Raw genomic sequence first — 15,231 nt, 5'->3', positions numbered from 1 at the left:
CAGGAGTGTGCATGAGCACCGTCAGCGATTCCGCAGCGCAGAACACCACCGCGGCTGCCCCCGGCGCCTCCGGCACCTCCGGCGCCGCCTCGCGCCAGCCGATCCGGCGCGCCCTGATCTCGGTCTATGACAAGACCGGGCTGGAGGACCTCGCCGCGGGACTGCACGCCGCCGGCGTCGAGATCGTCTCCACCGGCTCCACCGCCAAGCGCATCGCCGCCGCCGGGGTCCCTGTCATCGAGGTCTCCGAGGTCACCGGCTTCGCGGAGTGCCTGGACGGCCGGGTGAAGACCCTGCACCCCCGGGTGCACGCCGGCATCCTGGCGGACCGTCGCCGCGAAGACCACCGGGCCCAGCTCGAGGAGCTCCAGATCGAACCCTTCGACCTGGTCGTGGTGAACCTCTACCCCTTCGCCGACACCGTCGCCTCCGGCGCCGCGGAGGACCAGATCGTCGAACAGATCGACATCGGCGGACCCTCCATGGTCCGCGCCGCCGCCAAGAACCACGCCTCCGTCGCTGTGGTGGTCGATCCGCTGCGCTATCACGACATCATCTCCGCGGCCTCCGCCGGAGGCTTCACGCTCACCGCCCGGCAGCGCCTGGCCGCCCTGGCCTTCGCCCACACGGCCGCCTACGACACCGCCGTGGCGCGCTGGACCTCGCAGCAGTTCGACGACGACTTCGACGCCGCCTCGGTGCCCGCCTCGCCGCTGAGCCGCACCGAGAAGAAGCTGAACTTCCCGCCCTACGCCGGGCTCGCGCTGCAGCGCCTGGACACCCTGCGCTACGGCGAGAACGCGCACCAGCCCGCCGCGCTGTACGCCGACTCCAGCGCCCGCCCCGGCCTGGCCCAGGCCCAGACGCTGCACGGCAAGGCGATGAGCTACAACAACTACGTCGACGCCGACGCCGCAGTGCGCACCGCCTTCGACTTCGCCCAGCCCGCCGTGGCGATCATCAAGCACGCCAACCCCTGCGGTGTGGCCGTGGGTGCCACCGTGGCCGAGGCCCACCGCACCGCCCACGCCTGCGACCCGCTCTCGGCCTTCGGCGGTGTCATCGCCGCCAACCGCACCGTCACCGCGGAGATGGCCAAGACCGTCTCGGAGATCTTCACCGAAGTCGTCGTCGCCCCGGCCTTCGAGGAGGAGGCGCTGGCGATCCTGACCAGGAAGAAGAACATCCGGCTGCTGCGCCTGCCCGAAGGCCACCGGCGCGACCGGGTGGAATACAAGCAGATCTCCGGAGGCATGCTGCTCCAGGCCTCCGACGCGGTCGACGCCGAGGGTGACACCACCTCCGGCTGGAAGCTGGTCTCCGGGGAAGCCGCCGACGTCGACATGCTCGCCGACCTCGACTTCGCCTGGCGGGCGATCCGCTCGGTGAAGTCCAACGCGATCCTGCTGGCGAAGAACCAGGCCACCGTGGGGATCGGCATGGGTCAGGTCAACCGGCTCGACTCCTGCCGGCTCGCTGTGCAGCGCGCGAACACGCTCGCCGGTGACGGGGTGGAGCGGGCCCGCGGGTCCGTCGCGGCCTCCGACGCCTTCTTCCCCTTCGCCGACGGGCTGCAGAGCCTGATCGCCGCCGGGGTGCGCGCGGTCGTGCAGCCCGGCGGGTCCCAGCGCGACGAGGAGGTCGTCTCCGCAGCCCGCGACGCCGGCCTGACCATGTACCTCACCGGAACGCGCCACTTCTTCCACTGATCGACCACCACCACTGACCAGATCTGCAGCCGCGGACCTCACCCCGTCCGCACCCGCGGATCCGGTCGCCCCTACGCCTGCTCGGCACCCTTGAAAGGGTGGAACCCGTGAACGAACTGCTTGACGAGCTGGAAGACATGATCCGTGAGGAGCGCCTCACGGAGCTGCGCTCCGCCCTGGACGAGCTCAACGTGGGTGACATCGTCGACTTCCTGGAACGCCTCGGCGTCAAGAACCGCGCGGTGGCCTTCCGGCTGCTCTCCAAGGGCGTCGCCGTCGAAGCCTTCGACCTGCTGGACCAGTCGCTGCAGGGCGAGATCATCGAGGGCCTCAAGGACGTCGAGGTCGCGCACTACTTCGAGTCCCTGGACCCCGATGACCGAGTCCGGCTCATGGACGAGATGCCGGCTTCGATCGCCCGCCGGATGATGCGCCACCTGGACCCTCGTGAGCGCAGCCTGACCAACATCGTGCTCGGCTACCCCAGCGGCACCATCGGGCGCCAGATGAGCCCCGAGTTCGTCGCGATCCCCGAGCACTGGACCGTCGCCGAGGCGATGGACAAGGTCAGCAAGGCCGGTGAGGACGCGGAGACGCTCTACACCCTGCCCGTGGTGGACCCCGGTCGGCTGCTGCAGGGCGTGGTCTCGCTGCGCGACCTGGTCAGCAACAGCGGCGAGACACTCATCGCGGAGCTGATGCGCGAGGCAGATTCGGTGGACGCCGACCACGACGCCGAGGACGCCGCTCGCATGTGCGCCGACCGCAAGCACCTCGCCGTGCCGGTCACCGACTCCGAGCACCGGGTGGTCGGGATCTTCACGGTCGACGACGCGCTCGACATCCTCGAGCGCGCCGAATCCGAGGACGCCGCCCGCCACGGTGGCGCCGAGCCGCTGAACCGGCCCTACCTCTCCACCCCGGTGCTGCAGATCATGCGCTCCCGCGTGGTGTGGCTGCTGGTGCTGGCTCTGGGTGCCGCGCTCACCGTCCAGGTGCTCGACGTCTTCGAGGGCACCATCGAATCCATGGTGGTGCTCAGCCTGTTCGTGCCGCTGCTGATCGGCACCGGCGGCAACACCGGCAACCAGGCAGCGACCACGGTCGTCCGCGCGCTGGCGCTGGGCGACGTGGGCACCCGAGACGTGTTCAAGGTGCTCTGGCGCGAGGTGCGGGTGGGCATCACCCTGGGTGCCACGCTCGGCGTGCTGGGCTTCCTGGTCGCCGGACTTTTCTACGGCTGGGACATCGGCACCGTGATCGGGCTGACCCTGCTCTCCATCTGCACCCTGGCCGCCTCGGTGGGCGGGCTGATGCCGCTGCTGGGCAAGAAGCTCGGCGCCGACCCGGCAGTCTTCGCCAACCCGTTCATCTCGACCTTCGTGGATGCCACCGGACTCATCGTGTACTTCATGATCGCCCGCACCGTGCTGGGAATCTGAGTGCCCGGGCCAGCCGGAGCATCTGGGGTAGATTTGTGATCAGGGAAACAACATATAACCGAACTTGAGGAGATCCATGCCGACGGCAAAGATCATCTATACCAACACCGACGAAGCGCCGATGCTGGCCACGTTCTCCCTCAAACCCATCGTGGAGGGCTTCGCCGCCCCCGCCGGGGTTGAGGTCGAGACCCGCGACATCTCACTGGCCGGCCGCATCATCTCTGCGTTCCCCGAGTATCTCCGTGAGGACCAGCGCGAGAGCGACTCCCTCGCCGAGCTCGGCGCCCTGGCGAAGACCCCAGAAGCCAACATCGTGAAGCTGCCGAACATCTCCGCCTCGGGACCCCAGCTCAAGGCCGCCATCGCCGAGCTGCAGTCCGCCGGATATGCCCTGCCCGACTACCCCGAGTCACCGTCCACCGATGAGGAGCGCGACGTGCGCGCCCGCTACGGCAAGGTCCAGGGCTCCGCGGTGAACCCGGTGCTTCGCGAAGGCAACTCGGACCGCCGCGCCCCCGCTTCGGTGAAGAACTACGTGCGCGCCAACCCGCACTCCATGGGCGACTGGAGCGCAGACTCCAAGACCAACGTGGCCACCATGGACTCTGGCGACTTCGCCGCCAACGAGCAGTCAGTGGTGCTCGACGTCGAGGACACGCTCACCATCACCCACGTCTCCACCGACGGCGCCTCCACCGTGCTCAAGGAGTCCCTCCCGGTCAAGGCCGGAGAGGTCGTCGACGCCACCGTGATGCGCGCCGCCGAGCTCGACGCGTTCCTCACCGCCCAGGTGGCCCGCGCCAAGGAAGAGGATGTGCTCTTCTCGGCCCACCTGAAGGCCACGATGATGAAGGTCTCGGACCCGATCATCTTCGGACACATCGTGCGGGCCTTCCTCCCGACGGTCTTCGAGAAGCACGGGGCGACCCTCGCCGAGGCCGGACTCTCCGCCAATGACGGACTGGCCTCCATCCTCGCCGGCGCCGAGAAGCTCGGCGAGGCGGGCGACGCCATCAAGGCCGAGATCACCCAGGGCCTGGCCGACGGCCCCCGGATGTCGATGGTCGATGACTCCAAGGGCATCACCAACCTGCACGCACCCTCCGACGTCATCGTGGACGCCTCCATGCCCGCGATGATCCGCAACGGCGGCAAGGCCTGGGGCCCCACCGGAGAGACCGACGACACCCTCGCGATCATCCCCGACTCCTCCTACGCCGGGGTCTACCAGGCGGTCATCGAAGACTGCCGCGCCCACGGCGCCTACGACCCGACCACCATCGGCACCGTGCCCAACATCGGACTGATGGCGCAGAAGGCCGAGGAGTACGGCTCCCACGACAAGACCTTCGAGATCGATGCCGCCGGCACCGTGCAGGTCACCAACGCCGCCGGCGACGTGCTGCTCGAGCACGAGGTCTCCGCAGGAGACATCTGGCGCGCCTGCCAGACCAAGGACGCCCCCATCCAGGACTGGGTGAAGCTCGCCGTGACCCGGGCCCGCGAATTCGGCACCCCCGCGGTGTTCTGGCTCGATGACAAGCGCGCCCACGACCGCACCATGATCGAGAAGGTCAACCACGCCCTGGCCCAGCTGGACACCGACGGGCTCGAGATCAAGATCCTCGACCCGGTGGCGGCCACGAAGTACACCGTGGAGCGGCTGCGCCGCGGCGAGGACACCATCTCGGTGACCGGCAACGTGCTGCGCGACTACCTCACCGACCTGTTCCCGATCCTGGAGCTGGGAACCTCGGCGAAGATGCTCTCCATCGTGCCGCTGATGGCAGGCGGCGGACTCTTCGAGACCGGCGCCGGCGGCTCCGCGCCGAAGCATGTCCAGCAGCTGGCCGAGCAGAACTACCTGCGCTGGGACTCCCTGGGTGAGTTCTTCGCCCTGGTGCCCTCGCTGGAGAAGTACGCCGAGCAGGCCCAGGCCCCCAAGGCCAAGGTCCTCGCCTCCGCGCTGGACCGCGCCACAGCCACCTTCCTGATGGAGAACCGCTCGCCGGGACGCAAGCTCGGCACCATCGACAACCGCGGCTCGCACTTCTACCTGGCCATGTACTGGGCCCAGGAGCTGGCCGCGCAGACCGAGGACACCGAGCTGGCTCAGCGCTTCACCTCCGTGGCGGATGCGCTGACCTCGAACGAGGAGCAGATCCTGAGCGAGCTCAACGGAGTCCAGGGCGAACCGGTGGATCTGGGCGGCTACTACCGCCCCGATGAGGCCAAGGCCTTCGCCGCGATGCGCCCCTCGGCGACCCTGAACAGCATCATCGACGGCCTCAAGGCCTGAGATGACGCGGCTCCACGTCCGGCCCGAGGCCGATGCTGCGCTCCGCGAGGGGCTGCGGCAGCAGGGCGCCGTCCTCGTCGGTGAGGATGAACAGCCCGAGGGCATCATCGTCACCGGGATGTTCAAGACGCTGAACCTCGCCGAGGTGCTCGAGGCCAATCCCCAGGTGCGCTGGGTGCAGCTGCCCAGCGCCGGCATCGAGCTCTACGCGGAGATCCTCACCCAGTTCCCAGAACTGACCTGGACCTCCGCGAAGGGCTCCTACGCCAAACCGGTCGGGGAGCATGCGCTGGCGCTGACCCTCGCGGCGCTGCGCGGACTCAAGGCCCGGGCCCTGGCGAACAGCTGGGGCACCGAGGGCGGGATCTCGCTGAACGGGCTGCGCTGCGTCGTCGTCGGCGGAGGTGGGGTCGCGGCGGAGATCGTCCGGCTCTACAAGGCCTTCGACACCCACGTCACCGTCGTCCGGCGCACCGCCGAACCGGTGGAGCACGCCGATGTCACCGTCGCCTTCGAGGGTCTCGATGAGGCGCTGGACGGGGCCGAAGTGGTGGCGCTGGCAGCAGCGGCCACTCCTGCCACCCGGCACCTGCTCAACGCCGACCGGCTGGCGCTGCTGGCCGACGGCGCGGTGGTCGCCAACGTGGGCCGCGGCAGCCTGGTGGACCAGACAGCGCTCGTCGAGGCGCTGAGCACCGGAGCCCTGCGCGGCGCCGGTCTCGACGTCACCGAGCCGGAGCCGCTTCCCGAGACCGACCCGCTCTGGTCGCTCCAGAACTGCCTGATCACCCCGCACACCGCGGACACCACGGAGATGGTGGTGCCGCTGCTGCGGGAGCGGATCCTGGCGAACCACCGCCGCTTCCATGCCGGCGAACCGATGCTGGGCCTGGTGGATCCTGCCCAGGGATACTGAGGACATCCCCAGCCCGCACCACCAGGTCGACCTTCACCACCAGTACTGCCTTCACGCCCAGCACGACCCGACCCCCTTCGGATCCCAGGAGTAATCTTCATGGCACATGTGCTCACCGTCAGCGGACACACGCCCCAGATCGGTGAGGGCGTGTTCCTGGCCCCCACCGCCGCGATCACCGGGGAGGTGACCATGGCGAAGGACTCCTCGGCCTTCTACGGCGTCTCGGTCCGCGGCGATTCGGCGGCGATCTCGGTGGGGGAGGGCACCAACCTGCAGGACAACGCGGTGCTCCATGCCGATCCCGGTCACCCGTGCACCCTGGGTGCCGGGATCTCCGTCGGGCACTCCGCAGTGGTCCACGGCTGCACCGTGGGAGACGGCTCGCTGATCGGGATGAGTGCGACCATCATGAACGGCGCCGTCATCGGCGAGCAGAGCCTCATCGCTGCCGGGGCCGTGGTGCTCGAGGGCACCGAGGTTCCGCCGCGGTCCCTGGTCGCCGGCGTTCCCGCCAAGGTCCGGCGCGAGCTTACCGAGGAGGAGATCGCCGGGCTGCGCAGCAACGCCGAGGTCTACCTGGGTCACAAGGACGCCCACCGCGCCGCCCAGGGCACTGTCATCGAGGGTTAGCGCAGGGTACTCTCGACCCCCCGGGTCAGCAAGATTCCGAGGTAACACTTCTCTTACGTCCAGGTGGTCACCAGGGCACTCTCAGTAACCTTCAGTCAAGGACACGAGACGAGAGGCAGTCACACATGACCATCTACGGGTTCCACGCATCACAGGAACAGATCGCCCCCTCCCAGCTGCTGCGCGACGTCCAGCACGCCGAGATGGTCGGATTCCAGGCCGCCATGAGCTCGGACCACTTCATGCCCTGGTCGCAGCGGCAGGGCCACTCGGGATTCACCCTCTCCTGGCTCGGCGCCGCACTGGCCACCACCGCCTTCCCCATCGGATCGGTGATCGCTCCAGGCCAGCGCTATCACCCCGCCATCGTCGCGCAGGCCACAGCCACCCTGGGTGAGATGTTTCCCGGCAGGTACTGGGCCGCGCTGGGTGCCGGACAGGCGATGAACGAACACGTCACCGGAGAGCTCTGGATGGACAAGGAGACCCGACGACGGCGGCTGCTCGAATGTGCGGACATCATCTCCCGGCTGCACCGCGGTGAGCGCATCATCAGCCACCGCGGCTTCGTCAGCGTGGACGACGCCTACCTCTATGACCGCCCCGAGGAGCCCATCCCGCTCTACGCCACCTGCATCACCCCCGACGCCGCTCGCCTCGCCGCTGTCTGGGCCAAGGGCATGATCACCCTGAACCAGCCCGAGGATGTGCAGAACGAGGTGCTCGCCGCCTACCGCGAAGCCGGCGGGGAAGGGCCCGCCATGCTGCAGATCCACCTCAGCTGGGCGCAGACACGGGAGCAGGCCGAGGCCATCGCCCACGACCAATGGCGCACCAACGTCTTCGGCTCACCGCTGGACCAGGACCTGCCCACCCCGGAACATTTCGACTCCGCCGCCGCGGAGGTCAGCCTGGAGACCGTGGCGAAGGCGGTGTGGATCTCCGAGGAGCCCGGCCAGCTCGCCGAATGGATCGACGCCGCCGTCCAGCCCGGTTTCGACCAGGTCTACCTCCACCATGTGGGCCAGGAGCAGCGACCCTGGCTCGACCTCGCCGGCGAGTCGATCCTCCCCGAACTGAAGGGCGCCTGATGCGCATCACCGACACCGCGGACCTCTGGTACAAGAACGCCGTCATCTACTGCGTGGACCTGGAGACCTACCTGGACTCGGACGGCGACGGGATCGGTGACCTGCCGGGGCTGACTCAGCGGATCGACTACCTCGCCGACATCGGCGTCAGCTGCCTCTGGCTCATGCCCTTCTACCCCTCGCCCCGCCGGGACAACGGCTACGACATCTCTGACATGTTCGGGGTCGATCGGCGCTACGGCGATCACGGGGACTTCGTCGAGCTGGTCCGAGTGGCCCATGACCGTGGGATCCGAGTCATCGTGGACCTGGTCATCAATCACACCTCGGACCAGCACCCATGGTTCCGCAGCTCGCGGGCCTCCAAGGACAGCCCCTACCGAGACTTCTACGTCTGGCGCAGCGACACCCCGCCGGACACCTCCGAGGAGGCGATGTTCCCCGGGCAGGAAGGCGGGATCTGGACCCACGACGAGAAGACCGAGGAGTGGTACCTGCACCACTTCCTGCACACCCAGCCGGACCTGAACACCTCCAATCCGCAGGTCCGCGATGCGATCACCAAGACCATGGGCTTCTGGCTCCAGCTCGGGGTGGACGGCTTCCGGGTGGACGCGGTGCCCTTCGCGATCAACCAGACCACGCTCACCGGGGCAGATCAGCACGACTTCGTGGAACCCCACGACTACCTGCGCACGCTGCGGGCCTTCCTGCAGCGCCGCTCCACCGGAACGAGCTCCGCGATGATCCTCGGCGAGGTGAACCTTCCACACCAGGAACAGCTGGCCTTCTTCGGCGGGGAGGACGGTGACCAGCTCACCATGCAGTTCGACTTCACCGTGAACCAGAAGGCCTTCCTCTCCTTCGCCCGCGAGGACGCTCGGCCCCTCGCCGAAGCCCTGGCGCAGCGGCCGCAGAACCTCCCCACCGAGACCCAGTACGCGAACTTCCTTCGCAACCACGACGAGCTCACCCTGGACCTGCTCAGCGCCGCAGAGCGCGACGAGGTGCTGGACACCTTCGCCCCCGAGGAGGACATGCGGTTCGCCGGCCGTGGGCTGCGTCGTCGGCTGCCCGCCATGTTCGACGGTGACCCGCGGCGGATCAAGATGGCCTACTCGCTGCTGTTCTCCCTGCCCGGCACCCCGGTGCTCTTCTACGGCGAGGAGATCGGAATGGGGGAGAACCTCGAAGTGCCCGGACGCGAGGCCGTCCGAACGCCGATGCAGTGGAGTCAGGACAAGAACGGCGGATTCTCCTCGGCCCGACCCTCGAAGCTCGCACGCAAGGTCGTGGAGGGTCCCTTCGGGCCCGAACACGTCAACGCTGCACAGGCCCGCCGGGACGAGGACTCGCTGCTCCACCATGTCAGCCGTCTGGCCCGACGCTACCGCGACTGCCCCGAGCTGGGCTGGGGTGAGCTGTCGATCCTTCAGCAGCCGCACCACGAAGTGCTCGCGCATCGCATGACCAGCGGCGATCAGTCCATGGTCCTGATCCATAACCTCTCACCGAAGTCCCTCGTGGTGCCGCTGATGCTGGAGGACGAGGAGAAGGACACCGAGCTCATCGACCTGCTTCAGGACGGCGCCTGCGCCATCGATGCCGAACACCGCACCGAAGTCACGCTGGACGGCTATGGCTGCCGGTGGCTGCGGGTGAAGCGCCCCGGGGATCCGCGCCTTCTCTGAGCGCGACGGCGTGGGTGGAGCGCGAGGCGCTACGCTGAAGAGTCCCACCCGCGCCGCGCCCTCGCGCAGCTCGTCGACCTGCACCGTGTATGTCCCCAAGGAGGCCCCATGAAGCGTTCGGCTCTGGCTGGCAGCGCTGCTGCCGCCGTCGTGCTGCTCGCCGGCTGTGGCGGGAACCCCTTCGCGGGCGATGCGGAGGACGACGAGCCCCAGGTTCCGAGCTTCGGGCAGATCCAGGACCGCATGTGGGATGCGATGCTGACCGCGGACACCGTGAACATCGAAGGCGAGATCGAAGCCGCCGAGGCCGACGTCGACCAGATGTTCCAAGACATCGACGAAGACGACACCGGGGATCTGCTGATCACCGGCGCCGTGGACGGCAGCGACTCCGAGATGACCTTCACCGCTGGCGACGTCACCTTCACCCAGCGCGCCATCGACGGGGTGGAGTACTTCCGCGGGGAGGACTTCGCCGCGCTGCTGATGAGCGAGATGGATGAAGAGATCACCGCCCTCATCGAAGAGGACTTCATCACCTCGGTGGTCGTCGAGCAGTGGGTCCAGTTCAGCACCGACGGCGCAGGCGCAGTCTTCTCCGCCCAGGACTTCATCAGCACCTGGCAGCGTGAGCTCGAGGGCCAGGAGATCGCCGGGCTCGAGGGCACCGCAGAGACCCGTGACGGCGCGCAGGTCTACGTCTACGCCACCGAGGACGGCTCCACCGAGCTCGTGGTCGCCGCAGACGGAGCCCCCTACCTGGTCCAGATGCGCGACGAGGACTCCAGCTACGTCTTCAGCGCCTGGAACGAGACCCAGCGCCCGGACCAGCCGGAGAACGTGATGACCTTGGACGAGATCTTCGAGGCCATCGCCGCCGAGCACGGCTGGTCCACAGAGGAACTCGATGGGGAGCTCGAGGACGAGAACAACGACGACGCCGAGGCCTGAGCGGCACGAGAGACCAACACAACGGGGGGTTGTGCAGAAACGGGACGCCTGGACATCAGTCCGGGGTCCCAGCCACACAGTGGAAGGGAAACACCATGAGCAACGGAACCCAGACGTCCCCCAAGGCCGTCACGCGAGCATTCACCACCACGGCGGTGCTGAGCATCGCAGCCCTGGCACTGGCCGGCTGCGGTGAGGAAGATCCGCGTGAAGCGGAGAACCCGCAGGAGAACGTCGACACTGACGGAGCGGAGGACCAGGGAGTCACCTCAGACGAGATCGCCGAGAATGAGGACGACGAGCAGGTCGCGGACCTCGCCGAGATCGAGACCGAGGTCTGGGAGTCCTCCCTGGAGCAGGAGAGCGTCAGCATCACCATGGCGGCAGGTCTGGAGCGCGGCCATGAGCTCTTCGGATACGCACCGGAGTTCTTCGAAGGCGACGACGAGGGCTTCGAGCTCTCGGTCACCGGAGAACTCGAAGGAGACGCCGCGACCGAGCTGAACTACAGCCCCGACTTCCAGGTGTTGACCTTCGGCGACGACACGTTCCAGTCCGTGGAGGCCTTCGTCTTCGACTACGAGGCGCAGGTCCCGCCCGAGGTGGAGCCAGAGGTCGATGCCGAGGCGCTCAGCGCAGCCCTGAGCGCCGAAGGGGAATGGGTCGACGTCAGCGACGCCGAGCCCGCGGTGCCGCGCACCCCCGACGCGCTGCTGGAGCTGCTGCGCGCCGAGGTCACCGAGACCTTGGACGTCGACTCCCTGGCCGAGCTCGACCTGGACTCGTCGCTGGACACTCGGGACGGTCAGAACGTCTGGGTCTACTCCAACGAAGACGTCGAGCTCGCGGTGCTCGCCGACGAGGGTTCACCGCAGCTGATGGGTCTGCGCCTGCCCGGTGAGGACCAGGACCTCGAGGTCACCGTCACGGACTGGGACGAGGCTGAGACCCCGGAGGAGCCCGAGGATGAGGCGGTCATCGACGATGAGCAGCTGCAGGGGATTCTCAGCGATCTCGTCTGAGCCCAGGATTCGGGCTGGTTCAGCCCGGCAGACCCTCGGCGGACCCCCGGCAGGCTCCCAGCTTCCATTCAGGAATGCCGGCCCACAGCAACGCCGGCTCCATGCCCGGTAGGAGCTCCCCATGAATCAGGCCGGAATGGCCGAATAGGCTTTCGCTGAAGCGTCCGGTCTGTGCAGACTAGGTGCAGGTCATCTAGGGGATCTCACACGGTCGCTCAACGATGACAGACCGCGGAAAGACCGCGCAGCATCTTCTGATGCAAATGACGGAGGTAAACGAATTATGGCTACCACCGAAACAAGCAAGCTTCGCACCCTGGCCGGCGTCGTCGGCATCGGCTCCCTGGCACTCTTCGGTGCCACCGCCTGCGACGATGGCGGAACCGACACTGAAGAGCCGGCAGAGAACGGCGAAGTCGAGGATCCGGGCACAGAGGAAGACACCACAGAGGAAGACACCATGGAAGAAGAGCCCATGGAAGAAGAGACGATGGAGGAAGAAGAAGACGACGTCTGATCGACTTCTTCTCTTCAAAGACACCCCCGCGAGGAACCCCGGTTCCCTGCGGGGGTTTCTTGTGCGTAGGCAGGACGCGTCAGGGGCCGGGGGAGCGGTCGGGCCGGGCGGGAGATGTCAGGCTCCAGCGGAGCCGGAGCCGACGAGCTCCTCCGAGCCTTCCGAGCAGGTGCGGCACACGCCGCGGAAGACGACGTCGGCGACCTGGATCTGCATTCCCAGGCTTGCAGGCGCCTGCAGGCAGGGTGCCTCTCCATGGACGCATTCGACATCTTCGATCCGGCCGCAGCGGGTGCAGATCGCGTGGTGATGGTTGTCGTGGGTGCGGGTCTCGTAACAGGCCGGTGAACCCGGCGGGTCGAACCTGCGCAGCAGCTCGCGCGCGGTGAGATCATGCAGCACGGTGTAGACCGACTGCACCGTGATCTCGGGCAGCTGTTCGCGGACGGCGGCGTGGACCGCGTCGGCCGGTCTGTGCGGCTGGGCGGACACTGCCTCCAGGACTGCGAGGCGCTGGCGCGTCACGCGGAGTCCGCGTTCGCGCAGCCGGGCAGGCCAGTCGGAGGAGGTCATGCTCCCAGTGTGCCGCACATATGAGTCATTCACAATAAACCGGGTGCGTGTCACATCCCCGGTCTGGCGGGAGTCCAGCGCGGCCATCCGGCGTGGGCCGACCCGGCTGAGCGATAGACTGGCTCACGCTGCCACGTATTCATCCGCAAGGAGAGCTTCAGAGCATGAGCACATCGGATATCAACAACGCCCCATTGGCCGAGGTCGATCCAGAGATCGCTCAGGCGATCTCGGATGAGCTGGGACGCCAGCGCGACACCCTCGAGATGATCGCCAGCGAGAACTTCGTCCCGCGCGCCGTCCTCGAGGCCCAAGGCTCGGTGCTGACGAACAAGTACGCCGAGGGCTACCCGGGACGGCGCTACTACGGCGGCTGTGAATTCGTCGACGTCGCAGAGAACCTCGCGATCGAACGCGCCAAGGCGCTCTTCGGGGCTGACCACGCCAACGTCCAGCCGCACGCGGGCGCCCAGGCCAATGTGGCCGTGATGACCGCCTTCCTGAAGCCGGGCGACAAGCTGATGGGCCTCTCCCTGGCCCACGGCGGGCACCTCACCCACGGCATGAAGCTGAACTTCTCCGGCAAGTTCTACGAGATCGCCGCCTATGAGGTCGACGCCGAGACCGGCATCATCGACATGGACAAGGTCCGCGAGCAGGCCATCGCCGAGAAGCCCGACATGATCGTCGCCGGCTGGTCCGCCTACCCGCGCCAGCTCGACTTCGCACGCTTCCGCGAGATCGCCGACGAGGTCGGAGCGATCCTCTGGGTGGACATGGCTCACTTCGCCGGCCTGGTGGCCGCCGGACTGCACCCGAACCCGGTGCCCTACGCCGACGTCGTCACCACCACCGTGCACAAGACCCTCGCCGGCCCGCGGTCAGGCATCATCCTGACCAAGGAAGAGCACAAGAAGAAGATCAACTCCGCAGTCTTCCCCGGCCAGCAGGGCGGCCCGCTGATGCACGCCATCGCGGCCAAGGCCATCGCCTTCAAGATCGCCGGCACCGAGGAGTTCGCCGAGCGGCAGAAGCGCACCATCGAAGGCGCCCAGATCCTGGCGAAGCGACTGATCGCCCCGGATGTGACCGAGCATGGCGTCTCGGTGCTCACCGGCGGCACCGACGTGCACCTGGTGCTGGTGGACCTGCGCGACTCCGAGCTCGACGGGAAGCAGGCCGAGGACACGCTCCACGAGGTCGGCATCACGGTCAACCGCAATGCCGTGCCGAACGACCCGCGCCCACCGATGACCACCTCCGGCCTGCGCATCGGCACCCCCGCCCTGGCCACCCGCGGCTTCGCGGCGAAGGAATTCAGCGAGGTCGCCGACATCATCGCCGAGGCGCTCAAGCCTGACGCGGACCTGCACGGGCTGAAGTCCCGGGTCGCCGCGCTGACCAAGGACTTCCCGCTCTACGAAGGCCTCGAGGACTGGTGAACCCGCCGATGAGCGACGCCCCGCAGCAGGCCCGGGTTCCGCAGCAGGCGCAGATCCTCGACGGCAGGGCCACCGCCAAGGCGCTCAAGGCCGACCTCGCCGAACGGGTCGCGAAGCTGAAGGCCCGCGGGGTCACCCCCGGGCTGGGCACGGTGCTGGTCGGCGCCGATGCCGGCAGCCAGTCCTATGTGGCGGGCAAGCACCGCGACTGCGCCGAGGTGGGGATCAACTCCATCCAGGTGGAGCTCGACGCCGACACCACCCAGGAGCAGCTGCTCGCCGAGCTGGAGAAGCTCAACGAGGACCCGGCCTGCACCGGCTACATCGTCCAGCTGCCGCTGCCCAAACAGCTGAACACCCAGCAGGTGCTCGAGGCGATCTCCCCGGAGAAGGACGCCGACGGCCTGCACCCGATGAACCTGGGCCGGCTGGTCGCCAACGTCAACGAGGAGATCACCACCCCGCTGCCGTGCACGCCCAAGGGCTGTGTGGATCTCCTGGACCGCTACGGCCTGGACCTGCGCGGCAAGCACGTCGTCGTCGTCGGACGCGGGGTCACCATCGGTCGGCCGATCGGGCTGCTGCTGACCCGGCGCGACGTCAACGCCACCGTGACCCTGTGCCACACCGGGACCAGAGATCTCGCCGCGCACCTGGCCGGCGCCGACGTCGTCGTCGCCGCCGCCGGGGTCAAGCACATGATCGATCCGGCGGACCTGAAGCCCGGCGTGATCGCGCTCGACGTTGGAGTCACCCGCGAGGTGAACCCGGAGACCGGCAAGGCGAAGATCTACGGTGACCTCGCTCCGGGCATCGAGTCGGTGGCCTCCTGGTATTCACCGAACCCCGGCGGCGTCGGCCCGATGACCCGCGCAGAGCTGCTGGCCAACGTGGTGCTCACCGCGGAGCGTCAGCTCGCGGAGTAGTCCGCGCAGCAGGCCA

General features: G+C 67.9%; 13 protein-coding genes. 12 read left to right on the top strand and 1 reads right to left on the bottom strand.

The window, feature by feature from the left end:
- The first annotated feature begins 11 nt into the window (after positions 1-11).
- From purH to LTH93_RS06140, 10 genes are all read left to right on the top strand, one after another.
- Positions 12-1,709: a bifunctional phosphoribosylaminoimidazolecarboxamide formyltransferase/IMP cyclohydrolase gene (purH, locus tag LTH93_RS06185; RefSeq protein ID WP_241465214.1), complete on the top strand. Its 1,698-nt coding sequence runs from the start codon at positions 12-14 to the stop codon at positions 1,707-1,709.
- Positions 1,710-1,816: 107 nt separating this feature from the next.
- On the top strand, positions 1,817-3,151 hold the full coding sequence (mgtE, locus tag LTH93_RS06180) for a magnesium transporter (RefSeq protein ID WP_241465213.1): 1,335 nt from the start codon (positions 1,817-1,819) through the stop codon (positions 3,149-3,151).
- Between the two features lie 76 nt (positions 3,152-3,227).
- Positions 3,228-5,453, top strand: a complete 2,226-nt coding sequence (locus LTH93_RS06175) for an NADP-dependent isocitrate dehydrogenase (protein ID WP_241470423.1) — start codon at positions 3,228-3,230, stop codon at positions 5,451-5,453.
- A 1-nt stretch (position 5,454) separates the two neighbouring features.
- Positions 5,455-6,369 (top strand): NAD(P)-dependent oxidoreductase, encoded by a 915-nt coding sequence (locus LTH93_RS06170; RefSeq protein WP_241470422.1) that lies wholly within the window; start codon positions 5,455-5,457, stop codon positions 6,367-6,369.
- A gap of 99 nt (positions 6,370-6,468) precedes the next feature.
- On the top strand, positions 6,469-7,002 hold the full coding sequence (locus LTH93_RS06165; protein ID WP_241465210.1) for a gamma carbonic anhydrase family protein: 534 nt from the start codon (positions 6,469-6,471) through the stop codon (positions 7,000-7,002).
- A gap of 125 nt (positions 7,003-7,127) precedes the next feature.
- A complete protein-coding gene (locus LTH93_RS06160) occupies positions 7,128-8,093 on the top strand; it encodes a TIGR03885 family FMN-dependent LLM class oxidoreductase (RefSeq protein WP_241470421.1) in 966 nt (321 codons plus the stop codon).
- Positions 8,093-9,784: an alpha-amylase family protein gene (locus LTH93_RS06155; RefSeq protein ID WP_241470420.1), complete on the top strand. Its 1,692-nt coding sequence runs from the start codon at positions 8,093-8,095 to the stop codon at positions 9,782-9,784. Before LTH93_RS06160 ends, LTH93_RS06155 begins: the two co-directional genes overlap by 1 nt.
- A gap of 108 nt (positions 9,785-9,892) precedes the next feature.
- Positions 9,893-10,735 (top strand): hypothetical protein, encoded by an 843-nt coding sequence (locus LTH93_RS06150; RefSeq protein ID WP_241465207.1) that lies wholly within the window; start codon positions 9,893-9,895, stop codon positions 10,733-10,735.
- 95 nt (positions 10,736-10,830) lie between these two features.
- Positions 10,831-11,757 carry a hypothetical protein gene (locus tag LTH93_RS06145; protein ID WP_241470419.1) on the top strand — a complete coding sequence of 309 codons (927 nt, stop codon included), beginning with the start codon at positions 10,831-10,833 and terminating at the stop codon, positions 11,755-11,757.
- A 283-nt stretch (positions 11,758-12,040) separates the two neighbouring features.
- Positions 12,041-12,274, top strand: coding sequence for a hypothetical protein (locus LTH93_RS06140; RefSeq protein WP_241470418.1), 234 nt, complete (start codon positions 12,041-12,043; stop codon positions 12,272-12,274).
- Positions 12,275-12,391: 117 nt separating this feature from the next.
- Here the strand turns inward: LTH93_RS06140 and LTH93_RS06135 are convergent, their stop codons facing one another.
- Positions 12,392-12,847 (bottom strand): Fur family transcriptional regulator, encoded by a 456-nt coding sequence (locus LTH93_RS06135; RefSeq protein WP_241470417.1) that lies wholly within the window; start codon positions 12,845-12,847, stop codon positions 12,392-12,394.
- 164 nt (positions 12,848-13,011) lie between these two features.
- Between LTH93_RS06135 and glyA the strand changes: the two genes are divergently transcribed.
- Together glyA and LTH93_RS06125 are read left to right on the top strand one after the other, a co-directional pair.
- Positions 13,012-14,289 carry a serine hydroxymethyltransferase gene (glyA, locus tag LTH93_RS06130; RefSeq protein ID WP_241465203.1) on the top strand — a complete coding sequence of 426 codons (1,278 nt, stop codon included), beginning with the start codon at positions 13,012-13,014 and terminating at the stop codon, positions 14,287-14,289.
- Between the two features lie 8 nt (positions 14,290-14,297).
- Positions 14,298-15,215 (top strand): bifunctional methylenetetrahydrofolate dehydrogenase/methenyltetrahydrofolate cyclohydrolase, encoded by a 918-nt coding sequence (locus LTH93_RS06125; RefSeq protein WP_241465202.1) that lies wholly within the window; start codon positions 14,298-14,300, stop codon positions 15,213-15,215.
- The last annotated feature ends 16 nt before the right edge of the window (positions 15,216-15,231 follow it).

The sequence above is a fragment of the Nesterenkonia sp. DZ6 genome, from assembly GCF_022565835.1.
In the GTDB taxonomy this organism is placed as follows: Bacteria; Actinomycetota; Actinomycetes; order Actinomycetales; family Micrococcaceae; genus Nesterenkonia.
Note: the sequence above shows the minus strand (reverse complement) of the source record. Positions and strands in the feature narration are given on the sequence as shown.